The organism is Zavarzinella formosa DSM 19928, assembly GCF_000255705.1.
In the GTDB taxonomy this organism is placed as follows: Bacteria; Planctomycetota; Planctomycetia; order Gemmatales; family Gemmataceae; genus Zavarzinella; species Zavarzinella formosa.
In genome coordinates this window covers 67,739-93,577 of the sequence record NZ_JH636444.1, presented here as the reverse complement: position 1 = coordinate 93,577, position 25,839 = coordinate 67,739, and the positions used below count along the sequence as shown (strand labels likewise).

The following is a 25,839-nucleotide window of genomic DNA, read 5'->3' as shown; positions in this document are numbered from 1 at the left end:
AAAGCCGTTTCTATTCCAACCTGACCTTGGCGCCGAAGTCCTTCTTCTCCTTCGAGATGAAATACGTGATGCAGGCCGCGTCGATGAGGTCGGGACTAAAATTCACCCGCTCCATGTTGTACTTGGCGATTGAGATCATCTGGTCCATAATGTCGCGGGGCTGGCACATCCGGTATGGCCGATTGGTCGGACGATACCATTTGTCGATGAGATAATCCAAACCGCCCGCGTCAAATTCTACCCGGCGGCCTTTGCACACCAGTTCCCAAATTCGACGGTATTGCCCCTCGTCCGGGTCGGTGACTTCAATTTTGAACTTGATCCGGCGAAGGAATGCCTCGTCCGCGAGTTGTGTGGGGTCGAGGTTCGTGGAGAAGATCAACAGTTCGTCGAAAGGCACTTCGATTTTTGTTCCGTTCACCGTGGTGAGGTAATCGTACCTCTTTTCCAAGGGAACGATCCAGCGGTTGAGAAGATCCATCGGCCGAAGTTGCTGGCGGCCAAAGTCGTCGATCATGAAGATCCCGCCGTTGGACTTCATCTGCAACGGGGCCTCGTAGAACTTGCCGTTGGCGTTGTATTTCAAGTCAAGCATCGGCATCACCAGTTCGCCCCCGACAACAATAGTCGGACGCTTGATCTTCACATACCGGGTGTCGTGGGCGTTGCCCTTCATCATCACGCCTTCATTGCCCGAGAGATCGATATCCTCTTGGACGACGTGATGGAGGATCGGATCAAATACTTTGATAATCTGGCCGTTCGCCTCGACCGCGTGGGGGATGAACATGGTGTCCCCCATCAACCGGGTGATGCGTTCGGCGATGCTGGTTTTGCCGTTGCCGGGGAACCCGAAGAAGAAGATCGACGCCCCGGAGTTGACGGCCGGGCCGACTTGGTTGAACATGGACTCTGAAATGACGAGATCTTCAAAAGCTTTTTGAATGCTCATCCGGGTGACGATCAGTTTCCGGATGCTTTGGGCCATCACCGATTCGCAATAATCTGCGAACGGCACCGGGGTTGGCCCGACATAGGCCGTCTTGCCGATGGCATCTTGGACGGCGGCTGTCCCCTTGGGGGGCTTGATCTCGTAGATGAAGGACGAATCCCCGCTGGCGCCGCGCTGGCCGATGATGTCGATCAGCGTTTGCTTTCGCATCGCCTGAAGGACCGCCGAGATGGCCACGAACGGAACGCCCATTTCCTGGGCGATTTCCCCGCCAGTCAACTGCCCACGGTTGTAAATGGTTCGCAATACCAAATCAAACAGGAAGGGAAGCGGCAGGCCGAGATCTTCCCAACGGGCCGGCGGACGGGGAATGAATGGATTGGTGATCTTCGGGACACTTTCCTCAATGTCCGGCGGCGGGTCGCCCAATAGCGTCACCCCTTCCAAGCCGCCATTCGCCATCGCCTCCCGGTGGAGCTTTTGATAATGCGTTTCATGCAGCCGAAGATGCTGGAGGGCCTCGGCGTCGTCCTTGTCTTCCGCGAGTTTCAAACATTCCAACAGGGCGGGCACGACCACGTACTTGATGCCATCAATGTACATGTGGTGCAGATATTCCCCCGGCCGGACGTAGCAGTCCGGAAGGTGGTCGTCCTGCTGGAGCAATTGCTCGTGAAATTCGGGGGCGATGATGAATCGCATGAACGGAATTCTCGGCAAGAAACTAAATGAATTGCGTCATTTTAGGACGCAATTCCCCGTTGAGTGTCGGGATTCGGATTCGGCCGGAAATTGTGCAAGAATTGGACAATCTGATCGTTATTTGACGACTTCCACACGATCAACCGCGATATGCGGGCGGTACAGTTCCGGCCGGGAAACCACTTCACCAAAGACCATGACCCGTTTGCCGACATAACCCCGCAGGTTCATTCCCTCGACGCCGGTGGCATAGTGGGTAACATTTCCCTTGTCATCCTGAAAGGAATACACCTGCTGACCATCAACAAAGACTTTTTGAAGTTCTTGGAGGTATCCGGTTCCCTTCCCTTGCTGAGGTTGGGGGGCCGCCGCAGGACGGGGCCGGTCTTCTGGCACCGGGTTCGACACGGGGATTCCCATGCGGCTTTCGCTGCGACGCGGGGCAGCCGGATCGCCCTTTTTCAGAATCTCATCGCAGCGGGTGAAGCGGTTGTAGACGATAACGATGGCGTCCCGCTCGGCCTTTTGATCCCAAAGGTCCTGATAGATGCGGGCATACAAACTCTTCGCGGTGGCGTGGTCGCCGCTACGTTCGGCCTGGCTTGCCTGACTCCAAAGTTTGTGATCGGTGAGGGCCTTCGGTAACGTGCCAACAGCGGGCTTGGTCACGCCGCCTTCTGTGGTGGCCTTGGAACCCTCTGAACCGGAGACCGTGAAAGCTGGTGGATCAGGTTGGTAATACGGGGCGGGCGAAGCCAGCGGGCTCATTTCCTGACTGCGCACGGCCGACTTGGGAACCCACCGCAAATCCCCCTCGGGCGGGGTCACGGGATACCATGACGCCCCCTCCACACGAACAGGCTTGCCGGTCACTTCCACGAGCGTTCCCTTGGGAAGCCGTGTGGTCACGCGAGTCAGCGGAGCATCGCCCTTGTCATTCCCGGCCATCACTTCCGCCCCTTCAACGAGGACGGTGACATTCGATTTGCCGGTTTCGTTGGGTTCGACTTTGCCGAGATGGATTTGCCGAATCCAACTGATGGTTCCCGGCGGCGGTTGGATGGCTAGAAAGCCGGTCTCCTCCTCGCGGAAGACAATCACCTTGTCCCCCTTGCGAAGCTGGCCGACGGAGGCAAAACTCATGGCGTGACCGGAGCGAAGTTCAACGCCGTCCGTCTCGACGACAGCCACCCGGCGACTATCCGGCGCGGCCATGACAACGCCCGCGGTTGCGACGAACCACAGAACCAACAGGCTGGCACGACCGGACATGAGAACCCCTCCGCAAACTCCCGTCACCGATCATCCGGCATTCGGGGAATTTGGGAGGGAATAACATCCCCGGTGATTATTGCAAGAGAAGTTAATCGGGTTTGCGAGGGGAACCGAGGTTCCATTCTCGGGTCTTCATTTCATCCATCAGACGATGGTTGGTGAGATCAAAGTATAATGGAGTGAGTGTCACGTAACCTTGCTGGAGCGCGCTTTCATCCGTGTCCGGGTGAGGTTCGGCACATCCGTAATCAGCGCCCAACCAATAATATGTCCGGCCGCGGGGATCGACATTGCGGACAAAACTCTCCTGATAAGGGGCGACATTCTGGGCAAGAACCTTCAACCCCTTCGGCGGTCCCAAGTCAGCGCTCGGCAGATTCACATTGAACAAGGAACCCGGTTGCGGCTTGTAAGCCAAAATCTCTTCCACCACCTGCCGGGCGATGGCGGCTCCGGCGGCGAAGTCAATCTGGGCGGGTTTGCGGTAAGACTGGGAAAGGGCGATGGCCGTGCATCGGAAGAACGCCCCTTCGACGGCGGCGGCAACCGTGCCGGAATACACAACATTGATCCCGGCGTTTGACCCGGCGTTAAGCCCGCTGACAATCAGATCGGGGGGTTCGGGCAGCAATTCCACCAACGCGAGCTTCACGCAATCAGCCGGACGCCCCTCGATGGCCCATCCGAAGAATGCTTTGTTCTCGTCGAAGATTTCTTGCACAATCAGCGGCGAAAGCAATGTCACCGAATGCCCGGCGGCGCTTTGCTCGGTGGCCGGGGCGCAGACGACGACATCCCCGAGCTTCTTGAGTTCTTTGTGCAAGGCCCTCAAGCCGGGGGCGTAGATCCCGTCGTCGTTCGTCAGCAAAATTCGCATGGTGTCCTACTCGGATGAAGAATCGTCAAACTGATTCTTGAGGCGGCGATGCCGGAGTTGGTGATGATAGTGCTGGGCGAAGCGGTGCGCCTCGTCCCGGACGAATTGCAACAGCCGAAGGGCGGCCGAGTGTTTGCTGAGTTTGATCGACTCGCTTTCCCCCGGCCGGAAGATCTCTTCCTCTTGCTTGGCCAGCGAAATCAATGTCGGCGGCTCAATCCCCAACATTCTAAAAGCATCGAGAGCCGCGTTTAACTGCCCTTTGCCACCGTCGATCAACACAATGTCTGGCATGCCCCATTCTTCATGGGCACGGCCGTATCGTCGGCTGATGACCTCTCTCATAGAGGAGAAGTCGTCGATTCCCTCCACCGATTTGATTTTGAACTTCCGGTAACCGTTCTTGAAGGGAAGCCCATCAAGGAAACTCACCAGGGATGCGACCGTGTCTTGGCCGCTCAAATGGGCGATGTCGAAGCCCTCGATGGAACGGGGTGTGCCCGACATTCCGAGCGCCTTTTTAAGACCTGCCAAACCTTTGCGGGGATCGGTGTGAAAAGCCTCCGGCTGGATGTCTTTGTCAGCTTCCCCGCGAAGTTCCAGTTTTCCGAGGGCGGCGATGTCGTCCCGAATTTTGGCGGCTTTCTCAAAGTCGAGGGCCACGCTGGCGGCCTGCATGTCCTTGTTCATCTCGCGGATCAATCGGGCTTTCTTCCCCTCCAGCACCAACCGCAGGGAACGGATTTGCTTCCGATACTCTTCCTTCGTCACCCGCAGATTGCACGGGGCGGTGCATTGCCGAATGCTGGCCAACAGACAGGGGCGGAACCATCGCCACTTCGGATCGGCAGATTTGATGTCCAGCGAACACGTCCGAAACTTGAACACTCGTTGGAGAACTTGAACCGCCGCCCGCAGGCTCTTGGCGCTGGTGAAGGGGCCGTACAACTTCACCCCCCTCCGACGCGGTTTGCGGGTGATCTCCACTCGGGGGAATTCTTCGCGGGTGCGAATTTGGAGATACGGGAAGGTTTTGTCATCTTTCAGATCGGTGTTGAATCGAGGATGGATGTCCTTGACGAGACGTGCCTCTTTAAGGAGGGCATCCACCTCCGTGTCGGTGGTAATATAGTCAATATCGGCAATATGTTTAACCAGTTCGGCCGTCCGCCGTTCAGTGGCGGCAATGGCGGTGAAGTAGCTGGAGGCCCGGTTTCGCAGGTTTTTGGCCTTCCCCACATAAATGACCTTACCGTCGGCATCCTTCATCAGGTAAACGCCTGGTGAGGTGGGAAACGTCCGCACTTTTTGAGCGGGGGTCGTCAAAGAGACTTCAGGATTTGGTTCTGGTTCAGTCATGGACAAACGGTCCTTGTCCGCAGAAGACGGGCGTCAGTAGTGAACATCATTCTAGGTATGGAGACTTCAAAAGACCCAATCTTGGACATTACAACCAGTTTTTTTAGATTTTTTTGCCAACATGATGAACCAAATCTATCATCAGCAAGTTACGTTTCGCCTTGCCTAAACATGACTTGGCAACAAACAATTAAAAATCCTCTCCAGTCTCAATTATTCAGTTTTCGTCTCAATTCTAAGTCTCTTCGCACTTCCAATTCCCAATATTGATACTTTTTATATATAATTAACAAATAATAATCAGTGTATTATTTTGTCTATTTTACTCATTAACTCAACATTCATTTGAAGGAGATTTTGTTAGTTTCCATGCGTTTGTGTCCATCATTTGGGTTGAACACTCCCCGGAGATCGTTAGAAAAGGGCGAAGCTCGCCATCACCAACCTCGCAGGTGGTGACGAGGCAGGCGACACGATGCGCGACTTTTAGACACTAGAGGACCTGATTAGATGAACACCATGATTGGACTCGTTGCCCTCCTGACGTCCGTTGCCTCGGCGAACATTCAACAAACCCCGAACTGGACCGACGGTTATTCGTCGGCCAAGGTCGCGGTGGCCTCGGCTCACAAACCGATGGCCGTGTTCTTCGGGAAGGGATCTGCTGGCTGGGAAAAAGTGTTGAAGGAAGGCTCATTTGATCCTGCGATCAATCAACTGCTCGCTTCGAAGTACGTTTGCTTGTACGTCGATGTGACGACGGTCGAAGGGTACAACCTCGCGAAGACGTTTGAAGTCGCCGGGAAGGGTCTGGTCATCAGCGACGCCACCGGGAAAAACCAAGCGTTCAGCCTGTCGGGCGAGTTGACCAAGGCCGAACTCAAGGACAAGTTGGAAGTTTACGCCAAGGCGGACACCAAGGTCACGACCACGGAAACGGTCGTCCGCTCCACTGAAGTGATGCCGGTTCCCGCGGCCCCGGTGACCTACACGGTCATCCCGGCTGCCTACTACTCGACCGGAAGCAGTTGCCCGAACGGGAATTGTCCGAACCGTCGATAATCGACGATTCCATTTGCTCCGTCCGCTTGGCCCACCCAAACCGTGACGTAAAAACCACCCCATCGGCCGGTTCTCCTGTTGTCGCCGGGAACCGGCCGATTTTTTTATCCCTTCGTTCTTCCCTCCCGGATAAGATCACCTCCACGCCGCAGAGCCGATCTCGGCCAACCCACCCCGATTCTCTCCCACCATAATGTGAGGTGACCTCATGACGAAGATTCGTTTTGCCGCCAGTCTGTTGGTTCTCGCCATCGCGGGACTTTCATTCGCCGAAGATCCCAAGCCGAAAGAAGTGACCACCGACCCGGCCGATCCGTCGCTTCCCGTCGATTTCAAAATCCAAGGGGAATATGTCAGCGACAAAGCCGGCGCTCAAATCATCGCCTTGGGCAAGGGGGCGTTTCAGGCGGTGGTGTACGCCGGCGGGTTGCCCGGCGCTGGATGGGACGGCAAGAATAAGAGCCTCGTCGCCGGAATGATCGATGGCAAGACCGCCAAGTTTGAACCGGCCAAGGGCAAGCGGAAATACATCGCCGGTTCGGCCGCCGAATTCTCGGCCACCTCCAAGTTCCCCCCCGAAGGGCAAATCGATTATTCGGGAACTTGTGACGGCAGCGAACTGAAGCTCGCTTCCGATGACGGCAAATCCTTGGTGTTCAAAAAGACGGACCGCCAAAGCCCCACGCTCGGAGCCAAGCCCCCCGAAGGAGCCATCGTGTTGTTCGACGGCACCAGCAACAGCGCCTGGACCGGCGGCCGGGTGGACGAAAAGACGAAGTTCCTGAACACGGACGGCAAGGACATCAACACCAAGCAAAAGTTCAACAACTACTCGATGCACTTGGAATTCATGCTGCCGTACCGCCCGGATGCCCGCGGCCAGGGTCGCGGCAACAGCGGTTTCTACCAAGTGTTGATGTACGAAGTGCAGGTTCTTGACTCGTTCGGCCTCGACGGCAAGGATAACGAGTGCGGCGGCGTCTACACCAAGGCCGCCCCGAAAGTGAACATGTGCCTCCCGCCGTTGACGTGGCAGACCTACGATGCCGAGTTCACCAACGCGGTTTCCGAAGACGGCAAGGTCGTCAAGAAGTCCCGGTTGACGTTGAAGCACAATGGCGTGGTTGTGCAAGACAACATCGAGATCAACGGCAAGACCGGCGGCGCCCGCAATGACCCGGAAGGAACCCCCGGCCCGATTCAACTCCAAGGTCACGGCAACCCGCTGCAATACCGCAACATCTGGATCATTGAGAAGAAGTAACCTTCACGACGAACAACTCACATGCAAGCCCCGCGCCCACGCCGGGGCGGGGTTTGCATAGTGGGCCATTTCCGGTTGATCGTCGAACGGATGTTTCAACACACTCATCAGCCGTTCGATCTCGCCAAAGTCCTTCCGCTCGGCTTTCTCAATAGCCACTTGGGCGAGATAATTTCGCAACACATACCTCGGGTTCACCTGATTCATCGCCTCCCGGCGATCAGCATCGGTTCGTGATTCCTCTCTCAGTCGGGCCGAGTAACGGTTAAACCATTCATCGGCCATCGGGGCCAGTTTCAACCGCTGCCTGATCCCGTCGTTGCGAGCATCCGGCGATGAATCAAAGTTGCCAAGAATACGAAAGTAATTGGTGTAATCGGTCTTGGCGACAGCCAGCAGATCGATCAAATCTTGCCAAAGTTTCAGATCGCCATCGCAGGAAGTTTGCAGGCCGATTTTGGCCATCATGAGCGAGTTCATCTTGGCATTAAACGCGGGGGCATAAGTCTCAATGGCGGCCCGTGCGTCGTCCGCGTCGATCAGGCTCATGAGGGCATATCCCAGACAAGCCAGGTTCCAGTAACCGATGCGGGGCTGCTGGTCGAACGCATACCGCCCGGTGTCATCCGAGTGATTGCAGATGAAACCGGGGTCGAAATCCTCCATGAATCCGAACGGCCCATAATCGAGGGTCAGCCCGAGGATGGACATGTTGTCTGTGTTCATGACGCCGTGGGCGAATCCGATGGCCTGCCAATGGGCCATCAACTCGGCCGTGCGGGAGATCACCTCCCGGTAAAACGCCAAGTATGGTTTCTCAGCGGCAACCAAATGCGGAAAATAAAGGCCGATCACGTAATCCGCGAGGGTCTTCACTTCGTCGGTCTGCCCCCGGTGGGCGAAGACCTCAAAAGAGCCAAACCGCACATGGCTGGGGGCCATCCGGGTCACCAAGGCCCCGGTTTCCTGATGCTCGCGGTACACTTCCATGTCCGTGCCGACGAGGCACAAGGCCCGCGTGGTCGGGACGTTCAAAGCGTGCATGGCTTCGCCGCACAGATACTCCCGAATGCTGGAGCGTAACACCGCCCGGCCGTCCCCCATGCGGGAGAAAGCGGTTTGCCCGCCTCCTTTTAGGTGCAAATCCCATTTGCCGCCGATTGAGTTCCGAACCTCCCCCAGCAGAATCGCCCGGCCGTCCCCCAATTGCGGCACATAATGGCCGAACTGATGCCCGGCATACTTCATGGCCACGGGGTCCGATCCCGGCAAAAGCTTGTTCCCCGCGAAATATTCGGCGAACTCGGGGCGTTTCGCCTCTTCCGGGTCCAAATCAATCAGTTTGGCGGCATCCGCATTGAAAGCGATCAAATACGGGGACGGCACAACCGTGGGACTCACCCGTTGCCGGAACGTCTCCGGCAAGGCAGCGTAGGTGTTATCAAATGAAAGGGTTTCGAGGGTTTTCATGCCTCAATCATATGCAGCCGACAACGCGGTCGGATCGAGTGCGTGAAACCGGATCGCCCCTTGCCGGGCGAACGGTCTGACTAACAATAACTGATTGACAAGATTCATGTCTTTGGAGAAATCGCCGTGGCGACCGAAACGATGGAGTTTAAGACCGAACTGAAGCAACTGCTTCACCTCATCACCCACTCGCTGTATTCCAACCGCGAGATTTTCCTCCGGGAACTGGTCAGCAACGCATCGGACGCGATTAACAAGGTGAAATTCGACTCCCTCGCCAACGAGGACAAACTTGAGGACAACAAGGACTGGAAAATCCGTCTGATCCCGGACGCAAAAGCCGGCACGCTGACGATTTCGGACAACGGCATCGGCATGTCCCGCGAATCGGTCATCGAGCATTTGGGCACCATCGCCAAGTCCGGCACCAAGGCGTTTCTCGAAAACCTGAAACAGCAAGATGTGAAAACCCGCCCCGACCTGATCGGCCAGTTCGGCGTCGGGTTTTACTCTGCGTTCATGGTGGCCGACAAAGTCACCGTCATTACCCGCCCGGCCGGTTCGCCGACCGATGGTGTCACTTGGGTGTCCGATGGTCAGGGGGAATTCTCCCTTGAATCCTCCGTGAAGCCCGACCGCGGCACGGATGTGATCCTGCACTTGAAGGAAGACGCCAAAGAATACGCCCAATCATGGACGCTACAGAACCTCGTCAAGAAATATTCGGACTTCATCGAACATCCCATCGTGATGGAAGTGGAGACCGAAGGCGAGAATGAAGGGGAAAAGAAGGTCGTCGAAGAGGTGCTGAATTCCCAGACCGCCCTTTGGCTGCGAAACAAGAGCGAAGTGAAGCCCGAGGAATACGAGGCGTTTTACCAGCAAATCACCAACGACTCGGACAAACCGGCCCGTGTGATCCATTACACAGCCGAGGGGAACAACGAGTTCCGCGTATTGGCGTTCATCCCGAGCAAGAAGCCATTTAGCTACACATGGGAAGAACCGCAGGGGATGAAACTCTACATCCAGCGCGTTCTCATCATGGATTCCTGTGACGGACTGCTGCCGCCGTATCTGCGGTTCATTCGCGGCATCGTCGATTCAGCCGACTTGCCGCTGAATATCTCCCGTGAATTGCTGCAAAACAACCCTCTGTTGGAGAAGATTCAGAAGAACCTCGTGCGGAACATTCTGGAGGGCCTCGAAGCCCTCAAGAACACGGACGAGGAAAAGTACCTCGCGTTCTTCGATGACTTCGGCGTGATGCTCAAAGAAGGGGCGTCCCGCGACTGGTCGAACAAGGAAAAGATCGTCGATCTGCTCCTGTTCCAATCCACGAAGACCGAACCCGGCAAGTTCACCACGCTGGCCGAATACCTCACGCGGATGCCGGAAGGCCAGAAGGACATCTTCTATCTGATCGGTGAAAGCCGGGAATTGATCGAGAACTCCCCCCTGCTGGAAGCCTACAAGGCCAAGGGTTGGGAAGTGCTGCTCTGCACCGAACCGATCGACGAAATGGTGCTGCCAAGCCTGCGAGAATACAAGACGAAGGGCTTGAAGGCCATCGACCGTTCCGAGACGGAAACCCCGGAAACGGAAGCCCCGGAGAATGCCGAGGAGTTTAAGCCGTTCTTGGATTACCTGAAGACGAAGTTGCCCGATGTCACCGATGTCCGGCTTTCCAAGCGTCTCACGGAAAGCGCCTCTTGCTTGGTCGCCGACAAAGATGCGATGACCGCCCACTACGAGCGGTTGATGAAGAAAATGGGCCGGTTGGAAGAATCCTCCAAGCGGGTGCTGGAAGTGAATCCGACCCATCCGGCGGTGACGTTGCTCAACAAACTCTACGCCAAGTCGCCGGAATCAGATCAGGTGACCAACCTCGGGAAGCTGCTCTACGAACAAGCGGTGATCGCCGAAGGTTCCAAACTGCACGATCCGGCCGGGTTCAGCAAGCGGGTCAATGATTTGATGGTGCTGGCCTTGGAAAAATAATGTTTTTGGCCCGGTCACAAGAGTCCCGTCACATAAACGGGGCTCTTGTTTGTTCATCAGATTCGCCCGCGATCTTTCTTCACTCTTGGACATCAACCTCCAAGGGAATACACCACTTCAAACCTTTCCAACCCTGATGAGATCAATGCTAAAACTGCTCCTGATCGCCGGATCGTCCGCGATAATGTTCCTCTGGCTGACCCGGTCGGCCTCCGCGAAAGATCCGCTTCCGTTGACGAAAGCAACAATCAAGGACGAATCGGGGGCCACCCTCCCCTACCAGATCATGACTCCCGCCAAGGCGGAAGTCGGCAAGAAATATCCGCTGGTGATCTTTCTGCATGGCGCCGGAGAACGGGGAACGGACAACGAAAAACAACTCGTTCACGGCGTCCCGCAATTCGCCTCCGAAGAAAACCGGAAGAAGTACCCGTGTTTTCTGATTGCCCCGCAGTGCCCGGACGGCAAGAAATGGGTGGAAGTCGATTGGAGCGCGGACAGCCACACGATGCCGAAGGAAGTTTCCATCTCAGAAAAGCTGACCCTCGAACTCATCGACCAATTGCTCAAAGATCATCCGATTGACCCGAAGCGAATCTATCTCACCGGCCTTTCGATGGGGGGCTACGGCACATGGGACTTGCTCGCCCGCAAACCGGAACTCTTCGCCGCCGGGGTGCCGGTGTGCGGCGGTGCTGACGAGAAGACCGCTCAAACTCTCAAGAAGATGCCGATATGGGCCTTCCACGGCACCAAGGACACGGCCGTGAAACCCGCCCGGTCCCGCAACATGGTGAAGGCGCTTTTGGAGGCCGGAGGCCATCCCAAATATACCGAATACCCGGAAGTGGGGCACAACAGTTGGGACAAAGCCTACAGTGATCCCGAGATGTTCACGTGGTTGTTCACCCAAAAGAAAAACTGACAATCATTCACGCGATCATTCTTCGAGAGAAACACGACAATGAAGCTACGAACATTCGGTCGCTTGGGCTGGCAAGTCAGCGATGTCGGTTACGGCATGTGGGGTCTGGCCGGGTGGACCGGCCGGGATGAGGAAGAAACCCGCGAAGCCCTTCAATTGGCCGTCGATCTCGGCTGTAATTTCTTCGACACCGCGCTCGCCTATGGAGACGGTGTCAGCGAGCAGATTCTTGGCCGGCTTGTGCGGGACAACCCGGCCAAGAAACTTTACGTCGCCTCGAAAATTCCCCCCAAGAACCGCCAATGGCCATCGCGTCGCGGCTCGGCCCTCTCGGATGTGTTCCCGGCCGATTACATTCGCTCTTCCACCGAGGAAAGCCTGCGGCATTTGGGCATGTCGTCCCTTGATCTGATGCAGTTTCACGTTTGGGAAGATGATTGGGCGACGGATGAGCGATGGCAAAAAGCCGTCAGCGATTTGAAGGCCGATGGATTGGTGAAGGCGATTGGCATCAGCGTGAACCGCTGGGAGCCGACCAATTGCGTTCGGACGCTCCGCACGGGATTGATCGACGCTGTGCAGGTCATTTACAACATCTTCGACCAAAACCCTGAGGACGAGCTTTTCCCCGTCTGCCGGGAACTCGGAGTGGCAGTGATTGCCCGCGTGCCGTTCGATGAGGGAACACTCACCGGGACATTGACAAAGGATTCGACGTGGCCGCAAGGGGATTGGCGCAACACTTACTTTGTAAAGGAAAACCTTCATGCCAGCGTGGATCGGGCCGAGGAACTTCGGCCGTTGATTCCTGTCGGAATGAGCATGGCCGACATGGCGATGCGGTTCATCCTGGCCAACCCGGATGTGGCGACCATCATCCCCGGCATGCGAAAGGTGCGAAATGTGCGGGCCAACATCGCTTCCAGCGACGCGACCCCGCTTTCCCCGAAATTGCTGGCTGAGTTGAAAAAACATCGGTGGGACCGAACTCCCACCGAATGGTCTCAGTGATTCATCACTGTCCGGCGATGATGATCAGCGGGCGGCGATCCTGGTTCGGCTCGGCCCGGCGAATCAGTTCCCGCACCATCCACGGCACATTTCCTTCGCCGAAGAGCAGGAACCCGAGGGTTCCGCTCATTGGCGATTCATCCGTCCAGCCAAAGTGAATCTCCGGCGGCCGGCCGACTTTGGCCATTTCAAGGGCCAAAGCCGCCAGGGTGTGCGAGATGGATGCCGCCTTGGAGATGTGCAGGATGTATTTCCCCTCGACGGCCCGGATTTTCAATGTCGGCAGGTTGTTGAACTCGCTGGCGTCATAGAGTTCCACCTCCACAAACACGACCATCATTTCCGGCGGGATGCGGTGTTCCCGCCGGATGATCTGTTCCTTCTCCTCCAAGGTCCGGCGCCCCGGCCGGTGCGGAACCAGCACCGAAAGCTCCAAATGCCGAAGCGTGTCCCACAGAAGCCGGGATTGCACATCCGGCAAATGGAAGCCGCTGAACCGCAATTCCCGGCTCCGGGAGACGCGGGAGAAGATCGAAGTGAACAGAATCGTCACGATGAAGAAACTGGCGATCTTGATCCCCGCCGATTTCTCGTAAATATTGTCGGCCGTTGTGAACACGAATACCGCCGTGATGAGGGCGAAATAAATCGTCAACAATCGCCACTTCAATCCCTTGTGGCGGGCGAGATCGATCACGCTGGCGATACAGGCGCTGGTCATCAGCACCAGCACCCCGGTGGCATAGGCATCTCCCTGGGCCTCGACGCTAGCCTTGAAGATCCAAGTCACCAGCAAGTTAATGCCCGTGAACATCAGCACCAGCGGCCGGATGGCTTGCGCCCACTCCGGGGCCATGCCGTACTTTGGCAAATATTGCGGGACGAGATTCAAAAGCCCCGCCATCGCACTGGCCCCGGCGAACCAAAGAATGATGATGGTGCTGATGTCGTAAATCGTGCCGAAGGCATTCCCGAAGATCGGCGATATTTTTTCGGGGCCTTCGCCGTGCGCCAGATAAGCGAGGGCGCGGGCGTTCGCCGGCGGCTTCTCCCGATCCTTCTTCTCGATCGGCTTCCCGTTCGCATCCAATGGCGGTTCGCCCTTGGCATTCACCGTCGTGATGGCTTCCGGCGGCACCAGCGTGCTTACAATGAGGGACGATCCCAGCAAGGCAACGGACATGATGACGGCCGCGCACAGCAGCAACTTCCGGGTGTTCGTGATTCGCCCCCGCGGCTTTTTGGGTTCGTCATCCTCCCGGCCCTTGATATGGGCCATCACGGCCACGCCAGTCTCGAAACCGCTCAATCCAAGGGCCAGTTTCGGGAACAGCAGCACGCTGACGGCGATGGTGGCCCAAAACCCCGTCGATGTGCTTGGTGATTCCTCCAAATACCAATCTCCCGCTCGAACACGTTCCAACCAATGGGTGAACCGTTCGGGGTGATCATTCAGATAAGAAAGACCGGCGGCGATCACAATCACATTGAGGAGCAGATATACCGTGACGATCACGGCCGCGATCCCGATCACCTCTTTGAACCCGCGCATGAAGGTCGCCCCGAGCAAAACAAGGAGCAACATGGTAACGGTGACGATCTGACCGTGTTCGGACTGGCTTTTCGGTTTGTCGAGCGGCCAGTAGGGGTTGTTGATGAGATGCTCGGCCGCGTCGGCGGCCGAGAGTGTCTTGGTGATGACGAAGTCGGTGGCCGCGAACCCGAGCAGGGTCAGCACGAGGATCTTCCCCGGCCAGCCGCTGAGGAGTTTCGCCAGCATCCCAATGGAACCCTGGCCTTCAAAAGACTTGCCGGCCACATAGCAGTAAACCGGCAGCGCCCCGAAGAGGGTGACCAACACAAGGACAATCGTGGCCAGCGGCGCCAGCAGGCCGGCGCTTTCCACGGCGATGGATGGTTGGTAACCGAGCGTGCTGAAGTAATCCACGCCGGTGAGACACATCACGCCGAGCCAAAAACTCTGGTGATGACCGCCGCTTGAAGTCGGCGTCGGAGACGATGGGTTGGACATTTTCCGGGAGGGAACCAGCGGAGGCACGAACCGATCCCAAGATAATTGGGAACCGGGTATCGCAAGCCCGGCGACAAGGCCGGGCATGTGTTTGTTGTCCGGTGAGTGGACAATTGAACACACAACGCGCTTCCGCAACGCTCGGGATATCTTACGGGATTGTCTCGCCTCTGTTGGAATTGCGGCAAACACGCCCGGTCAACGCACGACGCCCGGCCAATTGGCCGGGCGTCGCAGAGAAACAATCCGGATGGATGATTAGAAACCGAACTGCAATCCGAAATTGATCCCCTGAAGGAAATAATCCGTGTTCTTCGTCAGATCGCGGTTGTAAGCCGCCGACGGAGCGAGGCCATAGTTCGGGTCAGTCGGCAACGCTCGATTATTGATACTCTGGTCAAAAGACGATCCTGGCCGAATCACCCGGCTGACATACATGAAGGTGTAGCCCATTTGCAGACGCACCTTCGGCGTGAGCTGATAACCGAGATTCAGGCCGCCTTCCGGGATAAAGGCAAAGTCGCCGTCCTTGTGCCGACCGATATCTGCGGCGTCAAAGAACCGTCCCCCGGCGGCCGTGGAGGCGACGCCAAGATTGTTCAAGGTCGATGATCCCATCACATCCGTGTAGGAGTTCATGTAACCGGCGGCGAACTTGGCTGTCCAACCCCAATAGATACGGCCATAATTGTGATCCCCGCGGAGACCCAAGTTCAAGCCATAGAACTCGTTGAACGACCGGACGCGGTCAGAGGTCGTAATCCCAACCGGATTGGCCGCCCCCACCGTCAACCCCGAGAACGGCAGGGTCACGCCGGGGTAATTCGTGGTCCGTGTGTCCAAACTCATGCTTTCTTGAAGGTCGAAAAACCGCATCCCGACCAGAAAGTCAATTCCGTTGCCAGAACCCTCGTCACCCCGATACAGGTTGAGAATGCAATTGCCTTCGATGTTGTACGCCTGGCTTTGGGTGGCGAATTGTATCCCCCCAACCTGGCTCAACGGCGAACTAATCACATAGGACCCGGCATTGCCGGTCGTTGCATCCCGGAAAGGGATTGCATAAAGCGGCAATCCCGCGGTGGAGGATTGAAAGTTTTGGCCGAAGGAGCGGTTTTCCATCAAAAACCAAGTAAACTCCATCCCGTTGCGTCGTTCTTCGTCCGTGTAAAACCCGAACCATTGCCGCAAGCCATTGATCCGGCCCACGCTCAACGAACCACTCCCGAGCACGCTTGTGGTTGATGGGCTGCCCACCACGCCCGCGCTGCCCGCGCTGCTCGTGGTCACCAAGGCTGATTCCAGTGGTTGGGACTTCTGCCACCACATCAGATAATCGAAACCAACCCAGAAAGTAGGCGGGCCGGGCTGTTCCCAAGCCCCCAGGCCGCTGCCGCGACCGCCAAATCCACCTTCTCCGGGTCCTCGCATGTCGGGGCTAAGGCCAGGAGGGCCGAATTCGGCCGGACTCAATGAACTCCCGACCATCGGCGGCGGGATGATTTGCTGGCCGTTGCGAAGCATCAGGCCACTGTCGGGGCCGCCCGGTCCCGGCATGGGATAACCGCCAGGTCCGCCCGGACCCGGTCCGGGATAGCCGCCGGGTCCGCCGGGGCTCATCATGGCGCCCGGTCCAGGCCCTTGTCCGGGCATCATCATCGGGCCTTGTCCCGGTCCGGGCATAGCGCCCGGTGGCGGACCTTGGCCGAACGACAACCCGGCGCCGGCCGCGACCACGGCGAGTGAACCGAGAATCCGTTTTCGCATGTTCCAACTCCGTTGGCCGTCGCGGATGACGGCTTCGTCCCAGCTTTGTGTGCGGGCATCGTATGCTTCTCTCTTACCAAATCGGCAGGTTTAACCCGCATCATGAGGAAACCCGGCGCTTCCGGTCTCTTTTTCAAATCGAGAAGAACCGGCACAGCACGAATCTTTGGGAACCGGCCGTTTCTCGCTTCCCCCGTCAGCCAAAATGGGTTAATCTTTCCTCACCTGCCTGACACCCGCCGATACCCCGGTCGGAACGCCTTCCATGCCTCGCCACTTGGTTCTCACCCTCCTGCTTGCCTTTCCCGCCGCGCCGTTTGCGGCCGAACCGCTGTCCGCACGGATTGACCAGCTCATCTCCGCAAAGGCATCCAACGCCAAGTTCTCAAACCTTTCGGACAATGCGGAATTCTTGCGACGCATCTATCTCGATCTCGCCGGACGCATTCCCGCGAGGGATGAGACCGCCCGGTTTCTGGCGGATGCCTCACCGACGAAACGCTCGAAATTGATCGATGATTTGCTCAACGGCCCGGACTTCCCGACTCGCATGAGCGAGCAATTTCATGTGATGTTCATGGAACGCCTTGGCGACCACGCGGACTGGTCGGCCTACCTGCTGGAGTCGTTCAAAAAGAACAAGCCTTGGAACCAGATTGCGAAGGAAATCCTCCGGGCAGACGGAAGCAACCCGGAGACGAAAGGTTCCAGTTTCTTCATGTCCAAGCGGTTGGAACATTACGGCCAGCAGACGGTCGATTATTCGGCCCTCACCCGCGATATTGGCCGGTTGTTCCTTGGCAAAGATTTGCGGTGCGCCGAGTGTCACGATCACCTGTTCATTGAGGAATACAAGCAGAAGGATTTCAAGGGGCTGTTCGCCTTCGTGCAGAATGCGTTCCTGAACGACGAGAAGACCGCTGTTGTGGGTGAGAAACCCATGCCCGGCAAAGTTCCGTTCATGTCCGTTTTCAAGAAGATCCCCAAGGAAACCGGCCCCGGTTTGCCGGGTGGCAAGGAACTGGAAGTAGTCGTGTTCAAGAAGGGGGAGGAATACGCCAAAGCCCCGGACCCCAAAGCCAAAAGCCCCGGACAACTGAAATTCAGCCCGCTGACGTTGCTGTCGGAGCAAGTGCCGTCAAAAGAATCGCCGGACTTCGCCCGCAACATCACCAACCGGATTTGGTTCTTGCTGCTCGGCCGGGGCATCGTTCACCCGCTGGATTTGCACCATGCGGGCAATCCCCCGTCGCACCCGGAATTGCTGGCGTTGCTTGCCGATGAATTCGTCGCCCACGGTTACGACATCAAATGGTTGATCACCGAAATCACTCGTTCGCAAACCTACCAACGCTCCGGCAAACTCCCGGAGGGTGTCGCCAAGGCTGAGCCACAACTCTTTGTGACCTCGCTTGAAAAGCGTCTCTCGGCCGAGCAGTTGATCGCCTCGTTTCAAACGGCCCTGAACGTGAAAGCCGACCCGGCTGCCAAGACCAAGATCATGAAGGCTTACGCCAACGCCCCCCGTGAACCGGAGGATGAAATCTCGCCGATGCTCAAGGGGGCGTTGTTCCTGCTGAACGATCCGCTCGTTCTCGGTTGGCTGGCCCCGCAACCCGGCAATGTCGTGGATCAACTCTCGAAGAAGCCCGAAGGCGAATTAGCCGATGAGGTTTATCTCACCGTGCTTTCACGCAAACCGACCGATGCGGAGCGTCAGACGGTCAACGCCTATGTGAAGAAGCATGAAGCCAAGAAAGCGGAAGCTGTGAGCCGACTGGTCTGGGCATTGCTGGCTTCCACCGAATTCGGCATCAATCACTGATCCGGGAGTAATCCGTGGCCCGCTCACCGTTATGCACGCCCCGCGATCATTTGCTTTCCCGCCGTCAATGGCTTGGGGCCACCGCTCTCGCCGGGGCTTCCGCACTGGCGGTCAATCCGTTGACCATTGCGGCCGAAGCGAAGAAGAAAGGCAAACAGGTTTTGTTCGTCTGGCTGGATGGCGGCCTCAGCCAGCTAGAAAGTTGGGACCCAAAACCAAACACCCCGTTTGGCGGTCCCTTCCGGGCGATTCCCACCAGCGTGCCCGGCATCCACATCTCGGAATTGCTGCCGAATTCCGCGAAACAGATGCATCATTTGGCCTTGGTGCGCAGCCTTTGCACCCAGGACAACTCTCACTCGGCCGGGGTGGAGCGCATCCAACGCGGCGACCCCAAAAATCGCGGCGTGACTTATCCTTACTTCGGCTCGGCTGTCGCCAAACTCCTTGGTTCGGGCGATAGCGGACTTCCCCCTTACATCCATGTGAAACCGCTGAGCGGCGGTTTCATGCCCAAAGACGCCGGGTTTCTTGGCCCAAAATTCGGCGCCTTGGCCCTCGGCGACGGCAAGGCCCCGGACAACCTGTTGCGACCGGAGACGATGACCGCCGAAGAGGACAACGAACGGAACGAGTTGCGAAATCTGGTCGATCAACGCTACGCCGAGAACCGTCGAACGAACACGATGGAGGCGACCCGATACGTCTTCAACATGGCCGCCCAGCTTCAAAAGCGGCGTGATTTGTTCGACATCTCCACTTATTCCCCCAAGGATGTGGAACGCTACGGCAAGCATGAGATCGGCCGCCACATGCTGATCGCCCGGCGAATGCTGGAGGCCGGGGTCACGTTCGTGAAAGTCTCTTCCTTTGGATGGGACACCCACGGGGACAACTTCAACGGGCAAGGCAGCTTGGTTCCGCAATTTGACCAAGCCTTTGCCGCGATGATTTCCGATCTCCACGAACGGGGCATGTTAGAGCATACACTGGTGATCGCCATGTCCGAATTTGGCCGGACGCCCCGCATCAACGGGCACTTGGGCCGGGACCATTGGCCCGAGGCATGGTCCCTCGCGATGGGGGGGACGGGCATCAAAAAGGGGGCCGTGGTCGGCAAGACGAACGACAAAGGAACCTTTGTGGCCACCGACGAACACGACATCGGCCACCTCTTCCACACGTGGTTCCGGGCCTTGGGCATCGACCCGAAAAAGACGGAATACGACAACGAAGGACAACCGCTCCCCATCGCCCACGAAGGTTGCAAACCTCTCACCGAAGCACTGGCCTGACCCGAGAAACCCCACATGCCGCCAACCACTCCCGCCCCGGCCAAGGGAACGCTCAAGGCCGCCAAACCAATCCCGGTCAGCCAGCAATTGTGCGGCATCGAGTATTCCCCGAAGGGGGACATGCTGGTCGCCGGCACGTTCGAGGGGGGCATTCGTCGCTGGAAAGTGACCCCCGCCGAACTGACCGACTTGCCACCGCTGGCGGGTCATAATGCTTGGGTTCAATGTGTTGCCTTCGATTCAAAGGGGGAGCGTTTTTTCAGTGCCGACTCATGGGGTCGCGTCAACGCTTGGTCAGCCGATCCCGTTCAAACGAAACCCCTCTGGTCTGTGGCCGACGCTCATTCCACATGGATTCATGCGATGGCTATTCACCCCAAAGCGGAGTTTCTGGCGACAGCTGGGCGGGACAACATCATCCGTCTGACTGATCCTGCCACCGGCAAGGAAATCCGGCGATGGGAAGCCGGTGACGACGTTCTGGCGATGACGTTCCACCCTTCGGGCCTCAGCCTCATCACCGGCGACTTGCATGGCCTCATCAAAGAATGGGATCATTCAACCGGAAAGTTAAAACGGGAACTCAACGCCAAACAGATGTTCCTGCATGATCGCCTTCAGGATGTCGGCGGAGTGCGTTGCTTCGCATGGAATGCCGATGCGTCCATGCTCTTCGCGGGCGGCTGTCAGCCCAAGAGCGGCGGCTTCGTGCAAGGTTTCAACTTGGTGATCGGTTTCGACTGGGTCAGCGGTCAGGCCAAAATGAATCACAAGACGACCAACGAAGCGGATGGCTACGTCCTCGACATGCACTGGAACCCCGATGGTTTCCTCATGGCCGTGACCAGCGGCCAACCCGGCCAGGGTAAATTGATCTTCTTGAAACCCGGCGAAGCGCAACCGTTCCAGTCATACCCGGTCCCGAATGCCCATTCGCTGGCGATTCACCCGGACGGCAAACGCTTGTTTGTGTCGGCGACCAACGCCAACAGTTCCGGCAACGGCCGACAGCTTGGCAAGGACAAGGAATACCCGGCGAACACTTCCCCGCTGCATGGATTTGAGTTTGTGGGATGACAGGCTTGATGCGCGGGGTGAAAAGCAACCCGCAAGGCATTGCCAACCGATTTCGTCGAAACACTTGTCGGAAAATGCTTGCTTTCGTTTGTCACTTGACCGATAATCTCAACACCTACCTGACGGACCGCCTGCCTGAACATCCGTCTTCCGATTCCGCGCCACGGAATTGTCTCCGAACGTGTCATGAGGTTCTCCATGCGGCCTAACCGCTTGGTTCTGTTGCTGGCAACCATTCTGCCCTCCTTCACGGTTGCCGCCGATCTGTTGCCGCCGGATCGTCCGATTGAATCGGTGATCGATCATTACATTGATGCCCGGCTGGCCACCTCGAAATCCAAAGCCGTTGACCAAGCCGACGATTACACACTCATTCGCCGTCTGACGCTCGATCTGGTCGGCCGGATTCCCACCCCGGCCGAAAGCAAGGCGTTCGTCGAATCCAAAGACGCCAAGAAACGCGAACAACTGGTGGACCGCTTGATGGCCTCCGGGGCGTTCGTGCGTCATCAGGCGAATCAGTTCGACGCCATGATCTCCGGCCCGTCATCCAGAACATCCGGAATCAGGGACTATCTCGTCAAAGCCCTCGGGTCCAACAAGTCTTGGGATGTGATCTTCCGCGAACTGCTCGTCCCGAACGATGACGACGCGGCCACCAAAGGCTCCGGGGAATACCTCAAAACCCGGATCACCGATCTCGACCGCGTGACCAATGATGTCAGCGTCACCTTTTTCGGCGTCAACGTGTCATGCGCCCAATGTCATGACCACCCGTTGGTGCAGGATTGGAAACAAGATCACTTCTTCGGCATGAAATCGTTTTTCGCCCGCAGTTTCGACAACGGCGGCTTCTTGGCCGAGCGCGATGACGCCACCGTGAAATTCAAACCGACCAAAGGGCCGGAAAAAACAGCCAAGATGATGTTCCTCACCGGCAAAACCTTCAACCCGCCGGCCCGGAAAGAGCAGACCAAAGAAGAGGAAATCAAAGAACGCCAGAAGTTCGAGCAAGCAAAGAAAGACAAGAAATCGCCTCCGCCTCCAAGCTTCAGCGCGAGAGCCAAGCTGGTCGAAATCGCCCTGCAAACCGAAGAAGCGGTCTTCTTCTCCAAGGCGATCAGCAACCGCCTCTGGCATCGTTTCCTTGGCTACGGTTTGGTGATGCCGCTCGACCAAATGCACAGCGAAAACCCGGCGAGCCACCCCGAATTGCTGCAATGGCTCGGCCGCGACATGGCCAACCATCAGTACGATCTTCGCCGGATGATCCGGGGCATCGTCCTGAGCAAGACCTATAGCCGGTCGAGCAAGTGGACCGGGGACATCCCCCCCGCCCCCGGCGTCTTTGCCGTGGCCCAGTTGAAACCGCTGACGCCGATGCAACTGGCCGCGTCGATGCGAGTGGCCGTCGCCGATCCGGCGACCTTCGAGGGCAAGCCGGAGGATGTTGAAAAGCGGCTCGAATCAATTGAAAACTCGGCTCGCGGATTCGCCGGGAACATCGCCGCCCCGACGGATGATTTCCAAATCGGCGTCTCCGAGGCCCTGCTGTTCAGCAACAGCGATCGCGTGGAAAAAGAATTCCTCAACGATGGCGGCGACCGCTTGATCGGCAAACTGAAGACCATCAAAGACCCAACCCAGGCTGTCGAACTGATGATTTCCTCGACGCTTTGCCGCCCGGCCACGCCGGATGAAAAGAAACTGCTGACCGAATATCTGCAACGCCGCACCGACCGCTCGGCTGATGCCCAGCGCCAGATTCTTTGGAGTCTGCTCAGTGGCGCCGAGTTCCGATTCAATTATTGATCCCACCCCGGGCCTTCCGAGACGAGATTTTCCGATGAACACGAAATCCACCTTCTGCGGATCGAACGATCACCGCCTGAATCGCCGGGGCTTCTTGGGACTCTCGGCCGCCGCCGGGGTCTCGGCCTTTGCCGACATGACCGGATTGGACGCTCTCTCCAATTCAGCCTTGGCCGGGGAACTGAAGAAAGACCAGAAGCGGGTGATCATGCTCTGGCTCGCCGGCGGTTCCAGCCAGTTGGAAACCTTCGACCCGAAACCGGGCGCGCCAACGGGCGGACCGTTCCGGTCCATCCAAACGGCCGTGCCAGGTGTTCACATCTCGGAACTGATGCCGAAACTCGCCGCCCGGATGCAGCACACCTGCATCATCCGCTCGCTGAACACCAAGAACGGCGACCACGGCGGCGCGGCCAAACTGATGATGCGGGGCCGTCGTGACGAGGCCGTCGTGAAATACCCGGATCTCGGGGCCGTGATGGCCAAGGAAATGGGCCGGGCCGACAGCAAGGTTCCCGACTACGTGACCTTCTACACGCAGACCGAAGGCCGCATGGCCGGCGATTCGGGCTTCCTCGGCAGTCGTTACGCCCCGATGGAACTCACCACGAACAACCAACCGCCGGACATCCGCAAGTTGGACGGTATCTCGGAACTGGACCACGTTCAGCGGGCCGACCTCCGCGAGTTGATGAGCAAGCAATTTTCGCAAGGCCGACCAAACAAGGTGTTGGGAAGCCATAACGAAGCTTATCAACGGGTTCGCGGTCTGATGGCCAGCGAAAAGCTGTTCGACGTGTCACAAGAGTCGGCCAAAACCCGAGATCTGTACGGCCGTTCGCAATTCGGCGAACAAGCCCTGATCGCCCGGCGATTGGCCGAGGCTGGCGTGCCGTTCATCCGAGTGGCCCGCGCGTGGTGGGACAGCCACGGCCAAAACTTTGAAACGCACCAAGAAATGGTTCCCGAACTGGACCATGTGATGGCGGCCCTGATCGACGATCTCAAGGACCGGGGATTGCTTGAAAACACGATGATCGTCACCCTCGCCGAATTCGGCCGGACACCGGGCATCAACTCCAGCCTTGGCCGCGATCACTTCGCCTCGGCCTGGTCCTGCTCGATCACCGGCGGCGGCATCAAAGGCGGTGTGGCTTACGGCAAGACGGACGCGAACGGGAACAAAGTCGTCGAAGGCGAAGCAGACGCGGCCAAGTTGTATGCCACCATCTACTCGGCCCTCGGCATCAACCCGCACAAAAACTATTATCTCGGCTCCCGACCCGTGCCGCTGGTCGAGCCGGGAACCGAAGCGATCAAGGAATTGGTTGCGTAACATTCATGTAGGTCAGGCTTTCTAGCCTGACGAACAAGTCAGGCTAGAAAGCCTGACCTACATGGCTGACATCCGATCTTCGTGAAGTGTGGTTGGTCATCAAACCGGGTTCCATCGAAACATTCCCAGCGAGTCCTTCCCATGCCGGCCAAACCCGAACAATTCAAGACGGTCAAGGAACACGGTTTCAAGGCCATCTGTTTCAGTCTGACGCTTCGGCCGAACACTGCCAAAGTGGTGTTCGGGGCATCGGATTTTAAGGTCTATGAAGCGGACTTCGCGGCGACGAAATTTGAGCCGAAGGAACTCTACGGCCACGAAAGCTATGTGACCGGCGTGGCTCTCGCGGGAACGAAAATCGTCTCCGGCGGGTACGATTGCAAGTTGTCATGGTTTGATTCGGCCGCGAACAAGATGATCAAAAGCGAGACGGCCCACGGCAAATGGATTCGCGGCGTTCATGCCTCCAAGGATGGCAAAACAATCGTCTCCGTGGGCGACGACATGGTCGCCAAATTGTGGGATGCCGAATCCGGCAAACTGCTGCATGAACTCAAGGGACATGCCGAAAAGACCCCGACGAATTTCAATTCGATGCTCTACGCCGCCGCCTTCACGGACGACGGCAAGACGGTGGCGACCGGGGACAAGGTCGGCAAGATCATCCTCTGGGACGTGGCCACCGGCAAGAAGACCGGCGAACTCGAAGCCCCGGTCTTCTACACTTGGGACCCGACCGCCCGGTTGCACTCCATCGGCGGGATTCGCTCGCTCGCCTTCTCACCAGATGGCAAAACGCTGGCCGTTGGCGGCAGCGGCAAAATTGGCAACATTGACCACTTGGAAGGCAAGGCTCGGGTCGAATTGTTCGACGTGGCCACTTCCAAGCGGACTTGGGAACACCAAAGCGACAAATTCGCCGGGTTGGTGAACCACCTGCAATTCTCCCCCGATGGTTCATGGCTGCTCGGGGCGGGCGGCGCTGCAGAAGGTTTTTACCTGATGCTTGATCCCGTCGGCAAGAAGTCCATCCGACAGGAAAAAGCGGGGATGCACATTCACGATGTGACGACAACGCCCGACATGAGCACGCTGTACGTTGCCGGGCATAACAAGCTGGCCATTTGCGAATGCAAGGGCTGACCGGCTGTCACTTGACTTCGACTACTTTGACATCATCGATGGCCGGACCGCTGTTTTCCGTGTCGGCGGTCGTCGAATAAAGTTCGATGTCCGTCTTGTCGCCCGTGGCGGTGAATTCCAATTCCTTCAGTTCCCAGCCCATTTCTTCCTGCGTTTTGCCGGTCGCATCAAAGGCGAACGCTTTCTTGCTTTCACCGGCTTCAACGGTCACTTCCTTCTTGGCCGGGGCACCGGGATTGCCCGCCAGTTTGAACGTGAGCTTGTACTTCTTTCCCTTCTCGGTGGTGATCGTTTGCTTGACGCCGCCGGTGCCCGGCGAGCCGTTGAGGTCGAGACTGCGTTTTCCCTCGGCCCCCTTCCAATACCCCTCAATCAAGTCAATCTGCCCGCGGGTGACCTTCCAGCCCTTGATGGCATCCGAATCCTTGTCGAGTGAGGCAAATCCGGGAACAGCCGGAACTTCCGGACCATCCTCGAAGCTGCCGTTGACGACAAGGTTCTTGGGTGATTTCTCATCATCGGCGTAGGAAAATACTCCGACCGCCAACAGACAGGCCATTGCCAATCGCATGTGACGCATGTGCGTTCTCCTTGGGAAGAGTCAACTCGAACGATGTGAGATCATCAAGTGTTGATGAGAGCGTCCCGATGGGA

Annotated in this window: 19 protein-coding genes; 11 read left to right on the top strand and 8 right to left on the bottom strand. The window is 57.5% G+C overall.

Annotated features, from left to right (window positions below):
- Positions 1 to 10 precede the first annotated feature (10 nt).
- The 4 genes from BGIM_RS0129255 to BGIM_RS0129235 all read right to left on the bottom strand — a co-directional run bounded on the left by BGIM_RS0129255 (position 11) and on the right by BGIM_RS0129235 (position 5,165).
- The gene (locus tag BGIM_RS0129255) at positions 11 to 1,654 is read right to left on the bottom strand and encodes a hypothetical protein (RefSeq protein WP_020473242.1); all 1,644 of its coding nucleotides are present in this window, start codon (positions 1,652 to 1,654) and stop codon (positions 11 to 13) included.
- Positions 1,655 to 1,771: 117 nt separating this feature from the next.
- Positions 1,772 to 2,926, bottom strand: coding sequence for an SH3 domain-containing protein (locus BGIM_RS0129245; protein ID WP_020473240.1), 1,155 nt, complete (start codon positions 2,924 to 2,926; stop codon positions 1,772 to 1,774).
- A 91-nt stretch (positions 2,927 to 3,017) separates the two neighbouring features.
- Complete coding sequence (gene surE, locus BGIM_RS0129240; protein ID WP_020473239.1) at positions 3,018 to 3,806, bottom strand: 5'/3'-nucleotidase SurE; 789 nt, start codon at positions 3,804 to 3,806, stop codon at positions 3,018 to 3,020.
- A 6-nt stretch (positions 3,807 to 3,812) separates the two neighbouring features.
- On the bottom strand, positions 3,813 to 5,165 hold the full coding sequence (locus BGIM_RS0129235) for an excinuclease ABC subunit UvrC (protein ID WP_072022287.1): 1,353 nt from the start codon (positions 5,163 to 5,165) through the stop codon (positions 3,813 to 3,815).
- Positions 5,166 to 5,675: 510 nt separating this feature from the next.
- Here BGIM_RS0129235 and BGIM_RS0129230 point away from each other — a divergent pair.
- Together BGIM_RS0129230 and BGIM_RS0129225 are read left to right on the top strand one after the other, a co-directional pair.
- Positions 5,676 to 6,227, top strand: coding sequence for a hypothetical protein (locus BGIM_RS0129230; protein WP_020473237.1), 552 nt, complete (start codon positions 5,676 to 5,678; stop codon positions 6,225 to 6,227).
- Positions 6,228 to 6,435: 208 nt separating this feature from the next.
- Positions 6,436 to 7,491 carry a 3-keto-disaccharide hydrolase gene (locus tag BGIM_RS0129225; RefSeq protein ID WP_020473236.1) on the top strand — a complete coding sequence of 352 codons (1,056 nt, stop codon included), beginning with the start codon at positions 6,436 to 6,438 and terminating at the stop codon, positions 7,489 to 7,491.
- 3 nt (positions 7,492 to 7,494) lie between these two features.
- Here the strand turns inward: BGIM_RS0129225 and BGIM_RS0129220 are convergent, their stop codons facing one another.
- A complete protein-coding gene (locus BGIM_RS0129220) occupies positions 7,495 to 8,961 on the bottom strand; it encodes a protein adenylyltransferase SelO (RefSeq protein ID WP_020473235.1) in 1,467 nt (488 codons plus the stop codon).
- A 126-nt stretch (positions 8,962 to 9,087) separates the two neighbouring features.
- Here BGIM_RS0129220 and htpG point away from each other — a divergent pair, with 126 nt between their 5' ends.
- The 3 genes from htpG (at position 9,088) to BGIM_RS0129205 (ending at position 12,898) form a co-directional block, all read left to right on the top strand.
- Complete coding sequence (gene htpG / locus BGIM_RS0129215) at positions 9,088 to 10,962, top strand: molecular chaperone HtpG (RefSeq protein ID WP_020473234.1); 1,875 nt, start codon at positions 9,088 to 9,090, stop codon at positions 10,960 to 10,962.
- A 145-nt stretch (positions 10,963 to 11,107) separates the two neighbouring features.
- The gene (locus BGIM_RS0129210; protein ID WP_020473233.1) at positions 11,108 to 11,887 is read left to right on the top strand and encodes a carboxylesterase family protein; all 780 of its coding nucleotides are present in this window, start codon (positions 11,108 to 11,110) and stop codon (positions 11,885 to 11,887) included.
- 39 nt (positions 11,888 to 11,926) lie between these two features.
- Complete coding sequence (locus BGIM_RS0129205) at positions 11,927 to 12,898, top strand: aldo/keto reductase (RefSeq protein WP_020473232.1); 972 nt, start codon at positions 11,927 to 11,929, stop codon at positions 12,896 to 12,898.
- Between the two features lie 4 nt (positions 12,899 to 12,902).
- Here the strand turns inward: BGIM_RS0129205 and BGIM_RS0129200 are convergent, their stop codons facing one another.
- Positions 12,903 to 15,017 (bottom strand): amino acid transporter, encoded by a 2,115-nt coding sequence (locus BGIM_RS0129200; RefSeq protein ID WP_238537741.1) that lies wholly within the window; start codon positions 15,015 to 15,017, stop codon positions 12,903 to 12,905.
- A 171-nt stretch (positions 15,018 to 15,188) separates the two neighbouring features.
- The gene (locus tag BGIM_RS0129195) at positions 15,189 to 16,487 is read right to left on the bottom strand and encodes a BBP7 family outer membrane beta-barrel protein (RefSeq protein WP_202947327.1); all 1,299 of its coding nucleotides are present in this window, start codon (positions 16,485 to 16,487) and stop codon (positions 15,189 to 15,191) included.
- Between the two features lie 475 nt (positions 16,488 to 16,962).
- On the opposite strand from BGIM_RS0129195, the gene BGIM_RS0129190 reads away from it, so the two are divergent.
- The 6 genes from BGIM_RS0129190 (at position 16,963) to BGIM_RS0129160 (ending at position 25,185) form a co-directional block, all read left to right on the top strand.
- Positions 16,963 to 18,522, top strand: coding sequence for a DUF1549 domain-containing protein (locus tag BGIM_RS0129190; protein WP_020473229.1), 1,560 nt, complete (start codon positions 16,963 to 16,965; stop codon positions 18,520 to 18,522).
- Between the two features lie 14 nt (positions 18,523 to 18,536).
- Complete coding sequence (locus tag BGIM_RS0129185) at positions 18,537 to 19,817, top strand: DUF1501 domain-containing protein (protein ID WP_020473228.1); 1,281 nt, start codon at positions 18,537 to 18,539, stop codon at positions 19,815 to 19,817.
- 15 nt (positions 19,818 to 19,832) lie between these two features.
- Positions 19,833 to 20,894, top strand: coding sequence for a WD40 repeat domain-containing protein (locus BGIM_RS0129180; RefSeq protein WP_020473227.1), 1,062 nt, complete (start codon positions 19,833 to 19,835; stop codon positions 20,892 to 20,894).
- A 198-nt stretch (positions 20,895 to 21,092) separates the two neighbouring features.
- Positions 21,093 to 22,706: a DUF1549 domain-containing protein gene (locus BGIM_RS0129170; RefSeq protein WP_020473225.1), complete on the top strand. Its 1,614-nt coding sequence runs from the start codon at positions 21,093 to 21,095 to the stop codon at positions 22,704 to 22,706.
- Between the two features lie 34 nt (positions 22,707 to 22,740).
- Positions 22,741 to 24,042 carry a DUF1501 domain-containing protein gene (locus BGIM_RS0129165; protein ID WP_020473224.1) on the top strand — a complete coding sequence of 434 codons (1,302 nt, stop codon included), beginning with the start codon at positions 22,741 to 22,743 and terminating at the stop codon, positions 24,040 to 24,042.
- A 141-nt stretch (positions 24,043 to 24,183) separates the two neighbouring features.
- Positions 24,184 to 25,185 carry a WD40 repeat domain-containing protein gene (locus BGIM_RS0129160; protein ID WP_020473223.1) on the top strand — a complete coding sequence of 334 codons (1,002 nt, stop codon included), beginning with the start codon at positions 24,184 to 24,186 and terminating at the stop codon, positions 25,183 to 25,185.
- Positions 25,186 to 25,192: 7 nt separating this feature from the next.
- Here the strand turns inward: BGIM_RS0129160 and BGIM_RS53015 are convergent, their stop codons facing one another.
- Positions 25,193 to 25,765, bottom strand: coding sequence for a choice-of-anchor C family protein (locus BGIM_RS53015; protein ID WP_020473222.1), 573 nt, complete (start codon positions 25,763 to 25,765; stop codon positions 25,193 to 25,195).
- Positions 25,766 to 25,839: the final 74 nt, after the last annotated feature.

Bases quoted from the DNA above. Each gene is read 5' to 3' on its own strand.
- BGIM_RS0129235 (WP_072022287.1), bottom strand. From the start codon at position 5,165: ATGACTGAACCAGAACCAAATCCTGAAGTCTCTTTGACGACCCCCGCT.
- BGIM_RS0129165 (WP_020473224.1), top strand. From the start codon at position 22,741: ATGAACACGAAATCCACCTTCTGCGGATCGAACGATCACCGCCTGAAT.
- BGIM_RS0129245 (WP_020473240.1), bottom strand. From the start codon at position 2,926: ATGTCCGGTCGTGCCAGCCTGTTGGTTCTGTGGTTCGTCGCAACCGCG.
- BGIM_RS0129170 (WP_020473225.1), top strand. From the start codon at position 21,093: ATGCGGCCTAACCGCTTGGTTCTGTTGCTGGCAACCATTCTGCCCTCC.
- BGIM_RS0129225 (WP_020473236.1), top strand. From the start codon at position 6,436: ATGACGAAGATTCGTTTTGCCGCCAGTCTGTTGGTTCTCGCCATCGCG.
- BGIM_RS0129160 (WP_020473223.1), top strand. From the start codon at position 24,184: ATGCCGGCCAAACCCGAACAATTCAAGACGGTCAAGGAACACGGTTTC.
- BGIM_RS53015 (WP_020473222.1), bottom strand. From the start codon at position 25,765: ATGCGTCACATGCGATTGGCAATGGCCTGTCTGTTGGCGGTCGGAGTA.
- BGIM_RS0129200 (WP_238537741.1), bottom strand. From the start codon at position 15,017: ATGCCCGGCCTTGTCGCCGGGCTTGCGATACCCGGTTCCCAATTATCT.
- BGIM_RS0129180 (WP_020473227.1), top strand. From the start codon at position 19,833: ATGCCGCCAACCACTCCCGCCCCGGCCAAGGGAACGCTCAAGGCCGCC.
- BGIM_RS0129230 (WP_020473237.1), top strand. From the start codon at position 5,676: ATGAACACCATGATTGGACTCGTTGCCCTCCTGACGTCCGTTGCCTCG.
- BGIM_RS0129195 (WP_202947327.1), bottom strand. From the start codon at position 16,487: ATGCCGGGACCGGGCGGCCCCGACAGTGGCCTGATGCTTCGCAACGGC.
- BGIM_RS0129205 (WP_020473232.1), top strand. From the start codon at position 11,927: ATGAAGCTACGAACATTCGGTCGCTTGGGCTGGCAAGTCAGCGATGTC.
- BGIM_RS0129210 (WP_020473233.1), top strand. From the start codon at position 11,108: ATGCTAAAACTGCTCCTGATCGCCGGATCGTCCGCGATAATGTTCCTC.
- BGIM_RS0129220 (WP_020473235.1), bottom strand. From the start codon at position 8,961: ATGAAAACCCTCGAAACCCTTTCATTTGATAACACCTACGCTGCCTTG.
- BGIM_RS0129190 (WP_020473229.1), top strand. From the start codon at position 16,963: ATGCCTCGCCACTTGGTTCTCACCCTCCTGCTTGCCTTTCCCGCCGCG.
- BGIM_RS0129255 (WP_020473242.1), bottom strand. From the start codon at position 1,654: ATGCGATTCATCATCGCCCCCGAATTTCACGAGCAATTGCTCCAGCAG.
- surE (WP_020473239.1), bottom strand. From the start codon at position 3,806: ATGCGAATTTTGCTGACGAACGACGACGGGATCTACGCCCCCGGCTTG.